This window comes from Rhodococcus sp. 15-2388-1-1a, from assembly GCF_002259145.1.
Lineage (GTDB): Bacteria > Actinomycetota > Actinomycetes > Mycobacteriales > Mycobacteriaceae > Rhodococcoides.
Genome location: NZ_NPFP01000021.1, coordinates 68,921 through 82,869 on the forward strand (window position 1 = coordinate 68,921; position 13,949 = coordinate 82,869).

Annotated in this window: 17 protein-coding genes; 2 read left to right on the top strand and 15 right to left on the bottom strand. The window is 66.4% G+C overall.

From position 1 onward, the window contains the following. Positions 1-258: 258 nt before the first annotated feature. The 8 genes from CH302_RS30990 to CH302_RS14170 form a co-directional block, all read right to left on the bottom strand. Positions 259-873 carry a TM2 domain-containing protein gene (locus CH302_RS30990; RefSeq protein WP_082323731.1) on the bottom strand — a complete coding sequence of 205 codons (615 nt, stop codon included), beginning with the start codon at positions 871-873 and terminating at the stop codon, positions 259-261. Positions 874-913: 40 nt separating this feature from the next. Beyond that, positions 914-1,804 (bottom strand): TM2 domain-containing protein, encoded by an 891-nt coding sequence (locus tag CH302_RS14140; RefSeq protein WP_037192683.1) that lies wholly within the window; start codon positions 1,802-1,804, stop codon positions 914-916. Then, positions 1,797-2,819, bottom strand: a complete 1,023-nt coding sequence (lgt, locus tag CH302_RS14145) for a prolipoprotein diacylglyceryl transferase (RefSeq protein ID WP_037192686.1) — start codon at positions 2,817-2,819, stop codon at positions 1,797-1,799. The genes CH302_RS14140 and lgt overlap by 8 nt, the downstream gene beginning before the upstream one ends. After that, positions 2,816-3,619 carry a tryptophan synthase subunit alpha gene (gene trpA, locus CH302_RS14150; RefSeq protein WP_037192689.1) on the bottom strand — a complete coding sequence of 268 codons (804 nt, stop codon included), beginning with the start codon at positions 3,617-3,619 and terminating at the stop codon, positions 2,816-2,818. Before trpA ends, lgt begins: the two co-directional genes overlap by 4 nt. Further along, entirely contained in the window at positions 3,616-4,887 is a 1,272-nt protein-coding gene (trpB, locus tag CH302_RS14155; protein WP_052047895.1) for a tryptophan synthase subunit beta, read from the bottom strand. Before trpB ends, trpA begins: the two co-directional genes overlap by 4 nt. A 120-nt stretch (positions 4,888-5,007) precedes the next feature. Further along, complete coding sequence (trpC, locus tag CH302_RS14160; RefSeq protein ID WP_037192691.1) at positions 5,008-5,817, bottom strand: indole-3-glycerol phosphate synthase TrpC; 810 nt, start codon at positions 5,815-5,817, stop codon at positions 5,008-5,010. A 79-nt stretch (positions 5,818-5,896) separates the two neighbouring features. Further along, a complete protein-coding gene (locus CH302_RS14165; protein ID WP_037192692.1) occupies positions 5,897-6,562 on the bottom strand; it encodes a TIGR02234 family membrane protein in 666 nt (221 codons plus the stop codon). Then, on the bottom strand, positions 6,559-8,127 hold the full coding sequence (locus tag CH302_RS14170; protein WP_037192694.1) for an anthranilate synthase component I: 1,569 nt from the start codon (positions 8,125-8,127) through the stop codon (positions 6,559-6,561). Before CH302_RS14170 ends, CH302_RS14165 begins: the two co-directional genes overlap by 4 nt. A 56-nt stretch (positions 8,128-8,183) precedes the next feature. Here CH302_RS14170 and CH302_RS14175 point away from each other — a divergent pair, with 56 nt between their 5' ends. Beyond that, the gene (locus CH302_RS14175; protein WP_037192697.1) at positions 8,184-8,645 is read left to right on the top strand and encodes a peroxiredoxin; all 462 of its coding nucleotides are present in this window, start codon (positions 8,184-8,186) and stop codon (positions 8,643-8,645) included. A gap of 88 nt (positions 8,646-8,733) precedes the next feature. Beyond that, complete coding sequence (locus CH302_RS14180) at positions 8,734-9,240, top strand: MarR family winged helix-turn-helix transcriptional regulator (protein ID WP_037192699.1); 507 nt, start codon at positions 8,734-8,736, stop codon at positions 9,238-9,240. Here CH302_RS14180 and hisI read toward each other — a convergent pair. From hisI to CH302_RS14215, 7 genes are read right to left on the bottom strand one after another with little or no spacing between them, the layout of a single operon-like run. Then, a complete protein-coding gene (gene hisI / locus CH302_RS14185; RefSeq protein ID WP_037192701.1) occupies positions 9,231-9,584 on the bottom strand; it encodes a phosphoribosyl-AMP cyclohydrolase in 354 nt (117 codons plus the stop codon). The two genes, CH302_RS14180 and hisI, sit on opposite strands and share 10 nt — an antisense overlap. A 15-nt stretch (positions 9,585-9,599) precedes the next feature. Then, on the bottom strand, positions 9,600-10,373 hold the full coding sequence (hisF, locus tag CH302_RS14190) for an imidazole glycerol phosphate synthase subunit HisF (RefSeq protein WP_037192703.1): 774 nt from the start codon (positions 10,371-10,373) through the stop codon (positions 9,600-9,602). After that, the gene (locus tag CH302_RS14195; RefSeq protein WP_037192705.1) at positions 10,370-11,200 is read right to left on the bottom strand and encodes an inositol monophosphatase family protein; all 831 of its coding nucleotides are present in this window, start codon (positions 11,198-11,200) and stop codon (positions 10,370-10,372) included. The genes hisF and CH302_RS14195 overlap by 4 nt, the downstream gene beginning before the upstream one ends. 7 nt (positions 11,201-11,207) lie before the next feature. Continuing rightward, positions 11,208-11,942 (bottom strand): bifunctional 1-(5-phosphoribosyl)-5-((5-phosphoribosylamino)methylideneamino)imidazole-4-carboxamide isomerase/phosphoribosylanthranilate isomerase PriA, encoded by a 735-nt coding sequence (priA, locus tag CH302_RS14200; RefSeq protein ID WP_008715867.1) that lies wholly within the window; start codon positions 11,940-11,942, stop codon positions 11,208-11,210. Positions 11,943-11,998: 56 nt separating this feature from the next. Beyond that, on the bottom strand, positions 11,999-12,205 hold the full coding sequence (locus CH302_RS14205; RefSeq protein WP_037192707.1) for a hypothetical protein: 207 nt from the start codon (positions 12,203-12,205) through the stop codon (positions 11,999-12,001). Further along, positions 12,202-12,831: an imidazole glycerol phosphate synthase subunit HisH gene (hisH, locus tag CH302_RS14210; RefSeq protein WP_037192708.1), complete on the bottom strand. Its 630-nt coding sequence runs from the start codon at positions 12,829-12,831 to the stop codon at positions 12,202-12,204. Before hisH ends, CH302_RS14205 begins: the two co-directional genes overlap by 4 nt. Next, positions 12,828-13,946: an MFS transporter gene (locus tag CH302_RS14215; protein ID WP_037193474.1), complete on the bottom strand. Its 1,119-nt coding sequence runs from the start codon at positions 13,944-13,946 to the stop codon at positions 12,828-12,830. Before CH302_RS14215 ends, hisH begins: the two co-directional genes overlap by 4 nt. Positions 13,947-13,949: the final 3 nt, after the last annotated feature.

Consider the following 13,949-nt stretch of genomic DNA (forward strand, 5'->3'; position numbering starts at 1 on the left):
CCTCCACGTAGGCCGGTGGGGTGCGTGCAAGCGGTGCAGTGTCTTCGACCCTGCATCGGAAGTCTCGGCAACCCCGCCGGCTGGTCGGCTCGAGTCGACCGAAACGGTCGGATGAGCCGAATTGAACTGCCTATCGGGAATTCACCGGGACAGCTCTGGCCCGCGAAAGAATCCGAGATCTCTCCCGGATGGCGAAATCGTAGCAGCTGTCATTCGCAACGATGCAATCGCGAATGACAGCTGTGACGAATGTGATCGTCAGTCGCGCAACGGTCGACCGTGCTCATCACGCACGCTGCCGGTGAGCATCATGATGCCGTCGATCAACGGCCAGATTCCGCCGATACCGCAGGTGAGCCACGTGACGGCTATCTGCGCCACCGCGATGCCCGGCTGATTCAGATAGAAACGCCCTGCACCGAACGCGCCCAACAGGATGCCGAGCAGACCTGCCGTCAGCTTCTGCTTGTCGGAGAACGGCTCCCCGGTGACCGGGTGCCGACCGTACGGAGCCATCGGATCCATGTATCCGGGCCCGCCTGGGAACTGGGGACCACCGTATTGGGGAGCGCCGTACTGAGGGCCGCCGTATTGGGGAGCGCCGTACTGCCCGCCCGCATACGGCGGCGGCGCACCGTACTGGCCGGACCCTTCGGATGGCGGTGGGTAACCCGCTCCGGGCGGAGGTCCGAACCGGCCCTGCTCGTCGACGTCGGGAGTGCTGTAGTTCGGCGTGCTGTAGTTCGGGTCGGGAACCCCGTAGACGGGACCCGACCCTGCGGGAGTGCCTTTTTCGAACGAGATGGTCGGCTCCGACGGAGTGGATCCATCGCCCGAGGATCCGTCCGAAGACGGTGTACCCGATTCACCCATGTCGAGCTCCCTTACGTCCGATGCAGTATCAGCGAGGGCATCAGTCTCTCAGCTTTCGCCCCTGAGGATCCTTCACATTGCCCACCAGTATCAGAACGCCGTCGACGAGATGCCAGACGAACAGCCCGAACAACACGACCAGTCCGAGGCCGAACGCTGCGATGAGCAGCACCCCCAAGAAGAACACCAACAGTTGTGCGACGCCGATCCCGATACTGCCGAGGTAGAAACGACCGACACCCAACCAACCGAGAAATATCTGCAGCAGGCCGCCGACGATCTTGGACTTGTCCGACAGCGCCTCGCCGGTCATCGGATCACGCCCGTACGGCGCATCGGGGCCTACACCGAAGGCGGGTCCACCCTGGTAGCCAGGGGGTATCCCGTAACCCTGCGGGCCGTAGCCGTACTGCTGGCCGTACCCCTGCTGTTGCCCGAAGCCCTGCTGGCCATACCCCTGCTGTTGCCCGAAGCCCTGTTGGCCGTACCCCTGCTGTTGGCCGTACCCCTGCTGTTGGCCGTAACCCTGCTGTCCGTAGTTCGGCTGTCCGTAGTTCGGCTGTCCGTAGTTCGGCTGCGAATAGCCCTGCTGGCCGTACTCCTGTTGCGGGTAGCCGGGAGGTGCCGGAAACCCACCGAGAGGATTATCGGTACTGCCGTCGGGGCTCGGTGCCGGGTAGCTCGGCGTGCTGGACCAACCCGGTCCGTTTCCGATACCCGAGTACGTGTCCCACCCCGGACCCGTGGGGCCGGTCGGGCCGTGTGAGGGCGCGGACTCCGAGGTACCGGGTGCCTCCGAGAGCGACGCTTCGGCGGTGGCGTCGTAGTCGAACGGCGTGCCGAACGACGCGGTCGGCTTCGTCACGCTGTCGCTCGAATCGGCGGTGCCGGAACCCGATTCCGGATCAGGGGTCTTGTCGAAATCAACCACGGGTACTGCCTTCTTCCTCGGCTTTCTTGTCGGTTGCCCGAACGGGCTGCGCGTCGACGGTGCCTGCGTCCGTGGTGTCGTCGGCCGGCGTCGGGCGCGAGCCTTCCGCATCCGAGGAGGTGTCCTCGGGAGCAACCTCGCGATCCTCGTCGTCGTTCGACCTCAGCGTCGCCGGTTCCTCACGGCCTTTGGTGGCGATCACGAAGTACGCGATCGCCAGAACGAAGATGATGGCGGAGGTGAAGGTGTTGATGCGTATCCCGGCGATCGTCGTGGCGAAGTCGTTGCGCATCAGTTCCACCCAGAACCGTCCGGCGCAGTATCCGGCCACGTACAGCGCGAACAATCGACCGTGGCCGATCGTGTACTTGCGGTCGACGAGAACCAGAAGCACGACGACCGCGACGCTCCACAACAGTTCGTACAGGAACGTCGGATGCACCACTTTTTCCACGAAACCGGTCGAGATCCCGTTGAGTGGATCGAGCCGTCCGTTGGCGTCGACCCGTTCGTAGATCTCCAGACCCCACGGCTGGGTGGTGGCGCGACCGTACAGTTCCTGGTTGAAGTAGTTGCCGATGCGGCCGATCGCCTGGGCCAGCAGAATCGGTGGACCGACGGCGTCACCGAACGCGGGCAACGGGATTCCGCGTCGACGGCAGGCGATCCAGGCACCGACGCCGCCGAGGAACACTGCTCCCCAGATTCCGAGGCCGCCGTTCCACACGTACAGCGCTTCGATCGGGTTTCCGCCGGGACCGAAGTACGTCTTCCAGTCGGTTGCCACGTGGTACAGCCGCCCGCCCAGCAGGCCGAACGGGACCGCCCAGACTGCGACGTCGAGGACTGTGCCCTTGGTTCCACCTCGGGCCACCCAGCGTCGATCACCCCACACCACGGCAACGATGATGCCGATGATGATGAACAGGGCGTAGGCCCGCAGAGCCAGCGGTCCGACGTGCCACACCCCCTGCGGCGGACTGGGAATGTAGGCCAGGATCGCGGTCGAAGTCACGACGCTACGTTAGCGGAACGGACACCCTCGGCGAGTTCCGTCGTCAGGTCGCGCACGGCGTCGAGTCCCTTGTCGACGGCACTGACCAGTGCCGAACCGACGATCACGGCGTCGGCGTAGCGGGCGATCTCGGCGGCCTGCGCGCCCGAGCGGACCCCGAGCCCCACGCCGATGGGAATGTCGGAGTGTTGACGGATCCGGGCCGAGAGTGCAGGTGCCATCGAGGACACCGCGTCGCGGGCACCGGTGACACCCATCGTCGAGGCCGCGTAGACGAAGCCGCTACTGGCTTCGACGGTGCTGACGAGCCGCTCCTCGGTGGACGACGGGGCGACGAGGAAGATTCGGTCGAGTTCGTAGCGGTTCGAGACCTCGATCCATTCCTGCGCTTCGTCGGGAATGAGATCCGGGGTGATGATTCCGAGCCCACCCGCATTTGCGAGATCCCGGGCGAAGTTCTCGATGCCGTACTTGAGCACCAGGTTCCAGTAGGTCATGACGACCGCTTTTCCGCCCGCAGCAGCGACCTGCTCGGTGACGGCGAAGACGTCCTTGACCCGGGCCCCGGCTCGCAGCGCCACATCAGCCGCGGCCTGGATCGTGGGGCCGTCCATCACCGGATCGGAATACGGAATGCCGACCTCGACGATGTCGCATCCGGCGTCGACCATCGTCTTGAACACCTCGACCGACCGCGGCACCGTCGGAAAACCTGCCGGGAGGTACCCGACGAGTGCTGCGCGCCCTTCGGCACGGCACTGCGCGAAGGTCCCGGAGAGGCGAGAGTCGTTGTTGCTCATGGCTTGATACCTGCTTCGTCGTCCACGTTCGCTTCGCCGTCTCCGTCGATCAGACCGAACCATTCGGCCGCGGTGTCGACGTCCTTGTCTCCACGTCCGGAGAGGTTCACCAGGATGATCGCGTCCTTGCCCAACTCCTTGCCGAGGGTGAGCGCGCCGGCGATGGCGTGCGAGGACTCGATGGCCGGGATGATGCCTTCGGTTCGGCACAGCAGCTTGAAGGCGTTCATGGCTTCGGTATCGGTGATGCCGCGGTACTCGGCACGCCCGATGTCGTGCAGGTAGGAATGCTCCGGACCGACGCCCGGGTAATCCAATCCCGCTGAGATGGAATGAGATTCGACGGTCTGACCGTCCTCGTCCTGCAGCAAATAGGAGTACGCACCGTGCAGGGCTCCCGGAGTTCCACCGCTGATCGTCGCAGCGTGGCGGCCGGTCTCGACGCCGTCACCCGCCGCCTCGAAGCCGATCAGTCGAACATCCGCGTCGTCGATGAAGGCGTGGAAGATGCCGATCGCGTTGGAGCCACCGCCGACGCAGGCAGCGATGGCGTCGGGCAGCCGGCCCGTGGACGCGAGGACCTGCTGCCGCGCTTCGAGGCCGATGATGCGCTGGAAATCGCGCACCATGACCGGGAAGGGGTGCGGCCCGGCGACGGTGCCGAAGCAGTAGTAGGTGTTGTCCGCGTTGGTGACCCAGTCGCGCAGCGCCTCGTTGATGGCGTCCTTGAGGGTGCGCGATCCCGACTTGACGGCCACGACACTGGACCCGAGCAGACGCATCCGAGCGACGTTGAGTGCCTGCCGTTCGGTGTCGACCTCGCCCATGTACACGACACAGTCGAGTCCGAGGAGCGCGCACGCCGTGGCGGTGGCCACTCCGTGCTGGCCTGCACCGGTCTCGGCGATGATCCGTGTCTTGCCCATGCGCTTGGCCAGGAGTACCTGGCCGAGAACGTTGTTGATCTTGTGAGAACCGGTGTGGTTGAGGTCTTCTCGCTTGAGAAGGATTCGAGCGCCGCCTGCGTGCTCGGACAACCGTGTCGCCTCGAAGACCGGCGAGGGGCGACCGGTGTAATCGCGCTGCAGTCGGTCGAGTTCACCGAGGAACTCGTTGTCGCTGCGCACCTTCTCGTACTCGGCGGTGACTTCCTCGATCACACCCATCAGCGCCTCGGGCACGAATCTGCCGCCGTAGACACCGAAATGGCCGCCCACATCGGGCTCGTGCGCGCTGCGATCGGTGAGGCCGATGCTGCTCTGCGGCAGATCAGCGCCCTTGAAACGGACTGCCTGCGGGGCGTCCGTGATGGAAGAAGAATTGCTGGTGCTCACCGGTCCAGTGTGCCCCAACGGCGGACCGCCGCCGCGCTCGGGTCGGGTGCCGGGTCAGCGTGCGGGCTTGGGGCACGACGGATGCGTTCCCGCCGTCACCAGGTCCGAGACGGCCGTGCGCGGATCCCCTGCGGTGACCAAGCCCTCGCCGACGAGTACCGCGTCGGCACCGGCACCGGCGTAGGCGAGCAGATCTGCAGTGCCCCGCACCCCGGACTCCGCGATACGAATGATCTCGCTGGGCAACCCGGGCGCGATCCGGCCGAAGCTGTCACGATCGATCTCGAGCGTCTTCAGATTGCGGGCGTTGATGCCGATGACGCTGGCACCGGCCTCGAGGGCGCGATCCGCCTCGGCCTCGGTGTGCACCTCGACCAGCGCCGTCATACCCAGCGACTCGGTGCGATCGAGCAACGACGTCAACGCGTCCTGTTCGAGAGCCGCGACGATCAGCAGGATGACGTCGGCACCGTGCGCCCGAGCCTCGTGGATCTGATACGGACCGACGATGAAGTCCTTGCGCAGCACAGGAATCGAGACGGCGGCACGAACCGCGTCGAGGTCTGCGAGAGATCCGTGAAAGCGACGCTCTTCGGTGAGGACGCTGATGATGCGAGCGCCGCCCTGCTCGTATGCGCGAGCGAGAACAGCTGGATCACCGATGTCTGCCAACGCGCCCTTGGACGGGCTCGCCCGCTTCACTTCGGCGATGACGCCGATACCGTCCTCACGGAGGGCGGCTGCCGCGTCGAGGGGGGCCGGGGCTGCTTTCGCTGCTGCTTTCACGGCGGCGAAATCGACCACCGATTCGCGCGCGGCCACGTCGGCTCGTACACCGTCGAGAATCGAGTCGAGAACAGTCATGGTGCCCCCAGTCCTTTCTGAGCGTCGACGTCCGATGTGAGGAATCTCATCGGGGTCGGACCTAGCGTAGAGGTCCGTTTCAATCCGACGAACGCCGGGTACCGGACTCGTCGGTAGGGTCTTCACCGGCGTCGAGCGCGTCCCACATCATGCGTTCGGTGAGGTCCTCTCCCTCGTCCTGCACGCCGGCACCGGATGCCGTGGTGCGCGCGCGCCGAGCGACCTCGTCGCGACGCACCGCCGGGGCGTCGTACTTGGACGAGAGTACCTGCGTGGCAAACGTTTTCCGAATCGACACCACGGCAGCAGCGAAGGCGCAGACGGCACCGACGAGGGTGACGATCGCCGGCAGAACCGAGACGTCCGTCATCGAGACCTGGGCGCGTGCCGGAAGCCCCGCGAGCGCCGCGGACTCCGAATCCGACGCCCCGGCGGTGAGCAATCGAACTGCCGGAATCGCAGCCGCCACGGCCACAACGGCGATCAACAGGGCCAGCACCCGAGAGGCCCACCCCCGCACGGCGAACGACGCGGCGATCGCGGCCACCAGCACCAGCGCGAGCGGCGTCGTGGCGGCAGCCCAGGTGCTGCCGAGAAGCTCGTCGGTCCGGCTCTCGCCGAGTCCGTCGAACGACGTCACCCGGACCCAGGTCATTCTCGACGCGCCCCACAGGCACACCGCTGCAACCACCAGAAGGGCGACGGGGAGAGCGGCCGACCCGCGGCGACCGGATCGCTCGCTCATCGGCCACCGACCTCACGAAGCGATTCCGCTGCGGCGACGGCTCCCAGCACCGCCATCGCCTTGTTCCGCGCCTCGTCGTCCTCGTATTCGGCAACCGAGTCGGCCACGACGCCTGCCCCGGCCTGGACGTACGCGGTGCCGTCCTTAATGAGGGCGGTGCGAATCGAGATGGCAGTGTCGGCGTCGCCCGCGAAGTCGAGGTAGCCGACGATGCCGCCGTAGATGCCGCGTCGCGTCGGCTCCAGCTCGTCGATCAGTTCCATAGCGCGTACCTTCGGTGCCCCGGACAGGGTGCCTGCCGGGAAGCAGGCCTTGACCGCGTCGAGGGCGCGCTTGCCCTCGGCCAACCGTCCGGTGACCGTCGACACCAGATGCATGACGTGGCTGTATCGCTCGATGTGGCGGTAGTCGCTCACGCGCACGGTGCCGGGAGCGCAGACACGTCCGAGATCGTTGCGGCCCAGATCGACGAGCATCAGGTGCTCGGCGTTCTCCTTCTCGTCGGCGAGCAGATCCTTCTCGAGCAGCACGTCCTCTTCCTCGGACGTGCCGCGCCAACGCGTACCCGCGATCGGATGTGTGGTGGCCAGACCGTCGACCACCGTCACCAATGCCTCGGGGCTCGATCCGACGATGGAGAACGCCGTCTCGTCGTTCTCGCCCGGTACGTGCATCAGATACATGTACGGGCTGGGATTGGAGGCCCGCAGCATTCGGTAGACGTCGAGGGGTGACGCATCGGTGTCCATCTCGAAACGCTGGGACAGCACCACCTGGAACGCCTCCCCTGCTTCGATCTCCTCGACCAGGCGAGCGACGTCGGCACCGAAGCCCTCGGACGTACGCTGCCGGCGGAACTGCGGCGCGGGCCTGGACACGGTGGAGACGGTGGAGGCAGCGGGCTTCGACAGGTCCGCACACATGCGATCGAGACGGCGCACCGCGTCGTCGTACGCCTCGTCGACGTGATCGTCGGTGCCGTTCCAGTTCACCGCGTTCGCGATCAGGGTGATCGCGCCTTCGTGATGGTCGACGGCCGCGAGATCGGTGGCGAGCAGCATGACCATCTCCGGAACACCGAGGTCGTCCTGCGCGTGCTCGGGCAGTTTCTCGATGCGCCGCACCGAGTCGTATCCGAGGTAACCCACCATGCCACCGGTCAACGGGGGCAGACCCGGCAGCCGCTCCGAGTGCAGCAGCTCCAATGTCCGCGCCAGCACTTCGAGAGGATCGCCGCCGCTCGGCACCCCGGCGGGGACGTTGCCACGCCACGCGGCCTCACCGTCGATGACCGTGAGCGATGCCGGAGCACCTGCACCGATGAACGACCACCTGGACCACGAACTGCCGTTCTGTGCGGACTCGAGCAAGAAGGTTCCGGGTCGGTCGGCACCGAGCTTGCGATACGCCGACAGAGGAGTCTCGGAGTCGGCGAGCACCTTTCGCGTCACGGGCACCACGCGGTGCTCTGCGGCGAGATGCCGGAACACCTCACGCGAGGTGGTCGAGTCCGAGTTCTCGGTGTCGGGAGTGGGGCTGGGGTCGGTGGTCGTCTCGCCGTGCATGCCACCATCCTCCCAGGTTCGGGTGCAGGGTCGGCGCTCGCGGTAACCTGCCGAGCATGAAACCAGGCGAGCTCGTTCCCGATTTTTCCCTGCCGGACCAGACCGGAGAGACCCGAACACTGACCGAATTGCTGGCGAACGGTCCGATAGTGCTGTTCTTCTACCCCGCTGCATTCACCCCCGGGTGCACCGCCGAGGCGTGCCACTTCCGGGACCTGGCATCGGAGTTCGCCGAGGTCGGAGCAACCCGTGTCGGCATCAGTGCCGATGCCGTCGCCAAGCAGGCAGAGTTCGCCGCCTCGAAATCCTTCGACTACCCGCTGCTCTCCGACGAGGACGGCACCGTCGCCACCGCGTTCGGCGTCAAGCGCGGTCTGCTGGCCAAGCTGTCCCCGGTGAAGCGCGCGACGTTCGTCATCGGCACCGACCGGAAGGTCCTCGAGACCTTCTCCAGCGAAGTACGGTTCGAAGCGCATGCGGACAAGGCTCTGGAGTACCTGCGGGCACATCGCACCTAAAGCACTGTCCGACGCGATGCCTCGGGTGGGGGGAACCTCGAGGCATCATGTGCAGGCAACAACTAACTTGATCGAGAGGTTCCCCGCGATGGATACGTCGGCGACACCGCAACACACGGTGGATCCCCGTTGGCTCACCGAGAGTCAGCAGGAGGCCTGGCGATCACTCGTCGCTCTGGTCACTCGGTTGCCGGCAGCGTTGGACGCGCAGTTGCAGCGCGATTCGCAACTGACCCACTTCGACTACTTCGTCCTCGCCACGGTCAGCGAGAATCCACAGCGACGGATCCAACTCCGCGATCTGGCCGAGTACGCGAACGCCTCGCTCTCGCGCCTGTCACACGTGGTGACGAAGCTCGAGAAGGCCGGGTGGGTCAAGCGCGAGAGCATCCCGGGCAGCCGCGGTTCCTATGCGGTACTGACCGACGCAGGCATGGCCAAGGTGGTGGAAGCGGCGCCCGGGCACGTCGGCACGGTGCAGTCGCTGGTGTTCGAGGGTCTGTCCGACGCGGAGGTCGAGCAGCTCGCGACCCTGAGTTCGACTCTGCTGGCGCAGTTGGACAAGGGAATTGCAGCGGGAACCGGTCACGCCTGAGTGTCGGGGCCCAACAGGACGTCGGCATCGAAGCAGGTATGTGTGCCGGTGTGGCACGCCGCGCCGACCTGATCGACGATCAGGAGCACGGTGTCACCGTCGCAGTCGAGCCGAACCTCGTGCACGTACTGCGTGTGACCCGACGTCTCACCCTTGACCCAGTACTGCTGCCTGGACCTGGAATAGTAAGTGCCCTTGCGGGTTTCGAGGGTTCGAGCGAGTGCCTCGTCGTCCATCCACGCCACCATGAGTACCTGACCGGTCGACCGTTCCTGCACGACAGCGCTGAACAGCCCGGCCTCGTTGCGCTTGAGCCGCGCGGACAGCGTGGGATCGAGTGTCATCGGAAATCCTCTTCGCTATCGAACGACGATGTGCTCGGCGCGCATCGCATCTTTGACCTGGCCGATGGTGAGATCGCCGAAATGGAACACGCTCGCGGCAAGCACCGCGTCCGCTCCGGCGTGCACGGCCGGCGAAAAGTGTTCCACCACGCCTGCTCCGCCGCTGGCGATCACCGGCACATGTACCGCGGACCGGACGGCGGCGATCATCGGCAGATCGAATCCGGCCTTCGTTCCGTCGGCGTCCATCGAATTGAGCAGAATCTCTCCGACGCCCAGTTCTGCACCACGTACCGCCCATTCGACGGCGTCGATGCCGGTGCCACGTTTGCCGCCGTGCGTGGTGACCTCCCAGCCCGACGGGGTGTCCTGCTGCCCCTGGGGGACGGTTCGGGCGTCGACCGAGAGCACGATGCACTGTGAGCCGAACCGTTCGCTGAGCTCACGCAGCAACTCCGGCCGGGCGATCGCTGCGGTGTTGACACTGACCTTGTCCGCCCCGGCTCGCAGCAGTCGATCCACATCGGCGACGGTGCGCACTCCCCCGCCGACGGTGAGCGGGATGAACACCTGCTCGGCGGTGCGGCTGACGACGTCGAGCATCGTGCCTCTGTCCGACGTCGACGCGGTGACGTCGAGGAAGGTCAGTTCGTCGGCACCCTGCGCGTCGTAGGCGGCAGCGAGCTCCACGGGATCGCCTGCGTCACGGAGGTTTTCGAAGTTCACTCCCTTGACGACACGTCCGGCGTCGACGTCCAGGCACGGAATCACTCTGACCGCGACGCTCATCGCACCGGTCCTTCCAGATAGTCGACGGGATCACCGAGTTCGGTGATCACCTTCAGCAATTGTTCGTGCACTCCCGGTCCGGCTGCGAGGACCGACGCCGAGTCGACCGTCCAGGGTTCGCCCGCGAGGTCGGTGACGATTCCGCCTGCCGCGCGCACCAGCAGCGCACCGGCCGCATTGTCCCAGGCCCGGTGACCGAATACGACCGCGCCGCCGAGGACGCCACTGGCCGTGTAGGCCAGATCGACCCCGGTGGCACCGTGCATCCGCAATCGCGAGGAATGCATCGACAACTCTTCGAGGATGCGGAACCGGAACCGACCCGGCAGCGAACCGCGGCTGGCGACATTGAACGCACCGAAGCCGATCATGGATTCGCGCAGCACTTTCGGCTGCAGTGCCGGAAGCGCGACACCGTTGAGCATCAGGGGGCCGCCCGCCACAGCGGCGAAACGCTGATCCACCAACGGCAGCCAGGTGAGTCCGAGGACCGGTTCTCCATCGTCGAGCAACGCCAACAACGTTCCGGCCGAGGGCAATCCCGACGAGTAGTTGAAGGTGCCGTCGATCGGGTCCAGCACCCAGACGAGTCCCGAGTTCAGATCCGGTCCGCCGAACTCCTCACCGTGAACGGCGATTCCGGTGGCCTCGAGCAATTCCGCACCGAGCCGCCGCTCGAGTTCCAGATCCACCGCAGTGGCGAAGTCGTCGGGGCCCTTCTGCACTGCGCTCGGCGCGCCGACGCCGGCGACGAACCGATCGTGGATGCCGTCGAGCAGACCACCGGCGATCTCGAGCAGACGAGTCGGTTCCTCGGGAAGGGTCATCCCTGTGTTACCGCGACACCGCAGCGAGGGCGTCCGGGAGCGTGAAACGTCCGGCGTACAGCGCCTTTCCGACGATGGAACCCTCCACGCCGCGGTCGACCAGTCCGGCAATCGCTTCCAGGTCCGCGATCGTGGACACGCCGCCCGATGCGATGACCGGCTTGTCGGTCTTGGCACACACGTCGGCGAGCAGTTCCAGGTTGGGCCCGGTCAACGTGCCGTCCTTGGTGACGTCGGTGACGACGTAGCGTGAGCACCCGTCGCGTTCGAGCCGCTCGAGAACCTCCCACAGGTCGCCGCCGTCGCTCACCCAGCCGCGACCGCGCAACCGCGGTGCTCCGTCGACGATCAGCACGTCCAGACCGACGGCAACGCGATCGCCGAACTCGCCGATCGCGCGGGAGCACCACTGCGGATCTTCGAGGGCCGCGGTGCCGAGATTGACTCGCGCGCAACCGGTCGCCAGCGCCGCGCGCAGCGACTCGTCGTCACGAATTCCGCCGGACAGCTCCACCTTGACGTCGAGCTCGCCGACGACGGACGCCAGCAGCTCGCGGTTGGATCCGCGTCCGAACGCGGCGTCGAGATCCACGAGATGGACCCACTCGGCGCCGTCGTTCTGCCACGCGAGTGCAGCGTCGCGAGGCGACCCGTACTTCGTTTCGCTTCCTGCTTCTCCTTGAACGAGACGGACAGCTTCGCCGCCTGCGACATCGACAGCAGGCAATAAGACCAGGCTCACGTGCGGTTATGCTACGGGCCGAGCGGCTGTGAACTCAAAACGGGTCGTCTGTCGTCCTACCGGAGTTCCTTGCGCGTCATGCGCGTGGACACCACACCCATGGCCGCGATCGCGCCGACCACACCGGCCAACGCGATGACCAGACCCACCCCGGCACTCGGCTGCAGCACAGCGATCAGTGCCGTCGCAAGGGCGAGCACGATCACAGCGGAACCGAGTGCGCGAAAGGCCAAGCGCCCGAGTGAGAACTCGCGGTCGCTCACACCGATCGGACCCAGTTCTCCAGCAGCGCAGCCCCGGCGTCACCGGACTTCTCCGGGTGGAACTGAGTGGCCGAGAGAGCGCCGTTCTCCACGGCAGCGAGGAATCGGCCGCCGTGATCGGCCCACGTGAGCAACGGCGCAGCGATGGTGTCGCTGGGTTCGAGCTCCCACTGCTGGGCAGCGTAGGAGTGGACGAAATAGAACCGGGTCTCGGGATCGATGCCGTCGAACAGCACGCTCTTCTCCGGTGCCTCGACGGTGTTCCAGCCCATGTGCGGCAGCACCTCGGCCTGCAGGCGCTCGACCGTTCCCGGCCACTCCCCGCACCCGTTGGCTTCGACACCGAATTCGACGCCGCGGTCGAACAGGATCTGCATTCCGACGCAGATACCGAGCACGGGACGCCCACCGGCGAGACGACGCCCGATGATGCGATCGCCCTTCACAGCCAGCAGACCTTCCATGCAGGCGGCGAACGCACCGACACCGGGAACGACCAGCGCTTCTGCATTCAGGGCCTCGTCGAAGTCCGAGGTCACGGTCACATCGGCACCGACCCGGGCCAGAGCCCTCTTCGCCGAGTGCAGATTGCCCGAGCCGTAATCGAGCAACACCACAGAAGTCATGCGCGGAGTCTATCGGGGCGTGGTCTCGCGATGAGCGCCACCGCCGCGACGAGAACCACCGTGGCAGCGGCTGCGGTGAATCCCGCGGTGTACCCCACACTTGTCGCGAGGACACCGAGGGCGAGTGCGCCCGCCCCGGTGCCCGCGTCGAAGCTGATGTTCCAGACGGCGCTCGCGCTGCTGTAGCGGGCGGGTCCGGCTGCGTCGAATGCCATCACGAGGCTGTCGTTCTGGCATGCGCCGTACCCGATTCCGAACAGGACGGCTGCGACGAAGAACAGCGCCGCGGGCATGTTGCCGAGCGCAGCGATCGCGAACAGGGCGATGCCGATCGCCGCCGACACCAGCGCCGGAAGCACAGAGCGTCCGATTCCGATGCGGTCCGCCACCGAGCCAGCGGCGTAACGCCCGACGAGCATCGAGGCACTGACGACGGCCAGTGCGAGTCCGATCATCGCGGCTCGGTTCGATTCGGCGATGGGCAGCAGACTGGTGATTCCCCCGTAGGCCGCGGACACCGAGGCCACGACGAGACACGGCACCAGGAATTGACGAACGTCGAGGCGAACCCGCTCGATCCTCGGCGGCTGCGGCGCGGGTCGGGTCGGCGGCAACAGCGCCACGCCGATCAGGCCTGCTGCGGGCACCAGAGCACCGAGTACGAACACGGCAGTAGGACTCGCCGCGAATATCACCAGACCCAATGGCAGCGTGACCATCTGAGCCAAGGCGACGGCGATGCCCTGCGCGCCCGTCGCCCGGCCGAGCAGCGCTGTCGGAGCGAGCTCGGCGACGATGGCGGCACCGGCGACGGTCAACATTCCGAATCCGGTGCCCCGCAGGGCGGACACCGCCAGCGCCGGTACAGCCTCGACCGAGACGATGAACAGCAGTGCAGGGAGCCCGAGAAGCAGACACCCGGCGGCCAGAACCGCGCGGTGGCCGACTCGCATCAGCATGCCCGGCACGAACAGCTGAGTGATCACCGTCGTGGCCATGAAGATCGCGGTACTGGCCGCGGCCACCGCGTCCGATGCCCCCGACTGGGACACCGCGAGGGGAACCACCGGGAGCAGCAACCCCCACCCGCCGAAGGAGGCCGCGCCCATGGCCATCGC

What these genes read in the sequence shown, in the direction of transcription:
- CH302_RS30990 (WP_082323731.1), bottom strand. Translation starts at nt 873, where the DNA reads ATGGGTGAATCGGGTACACCGTCTTCGGACGGATCCTCGGGCGATGGA.
- trpA (WP_037192689.1), bottom strand. Translation starts at nt 3,619, where the DNA reads ATGAGCAACAACGACTCTCGCCTCTCCGGGACCTTCGCGCAGTGCCGT.
- trpC (WP_037192691.1), bottom strand. Translation starts at nt 5,817, where the DNA reads ATGACTGTTCTCGACTCGATTCTCGACGGTGTACGAGCCGACGTGGCC.
- CH302_RS14165 (WP_037192692.1), bottom strand. Translation starts at nt 6,562, where the DNA reads ATGAGCGAGCGATCCGGTCGCCGCGGGTCGGCCGCTCTCCCCGTCGCC.
- CH302_RS14170 (WP_037192694.1), bottom strand. Translation starts at nt 8,127, where the DNA reads ATGCACGGCGAGACGACCACCGACCCCAGCCCCACTCCCGACACCGAG.
- CH302_RS14175 (WP_037192697.1), top strand. Translation starts at nt 8,184, where the DNA reads ATGAAACCAGGCGAGCTCGTTCCCGATTTTTCCCTGCCGGACCAGACC.
- CH302_RS14180 (WP_037192699.1), top strand. Translation starts at nt 8,734, where the DNA reads ATGGATACGTCGGCGACACCGCAACACACGGTGGATCCCCGTTGGCTC.
- hisI (WP_037192701.1), bottom strand. Translation starts at nt 9,584, where the DNA reads ATGACACTCGATCCCACGCTGTCCGCGCGGCTCAAGCGCAACGAGGCC.
- hisF (WP_037192703.1), bottom strand. Translation starts at nt 10,373, where the DNA reads ATGAGCGTCGCGGTCAGAGTGATTCCGTGCCTGGACGTCGACGCCGGA.
- CH302_RS14195 (WP_037192705.1), bottom strand. Translation starts at nt 11,200, where the DNA reads ATGACCCTTCCCGAGGAACCGACTCGTCTGCTCGAGATCGCCGGTGGT.
- hisH (WP_037192708.1), bottom strand. Translation starts at nt 12,831, where the DNA reads ATGACTTCTGTGGTGTTGCTCGATTACGGCTCGGGCAATCTGCACTCG.
- CH302_RS14215 (WP_037193474.1), bottom strand. Translation starts at nt 13,946, where the DNA reads ATGGCCATGGGCGCGGCCTCCTTCGGCGGGTGGGGGTTGCTGCTCCCG.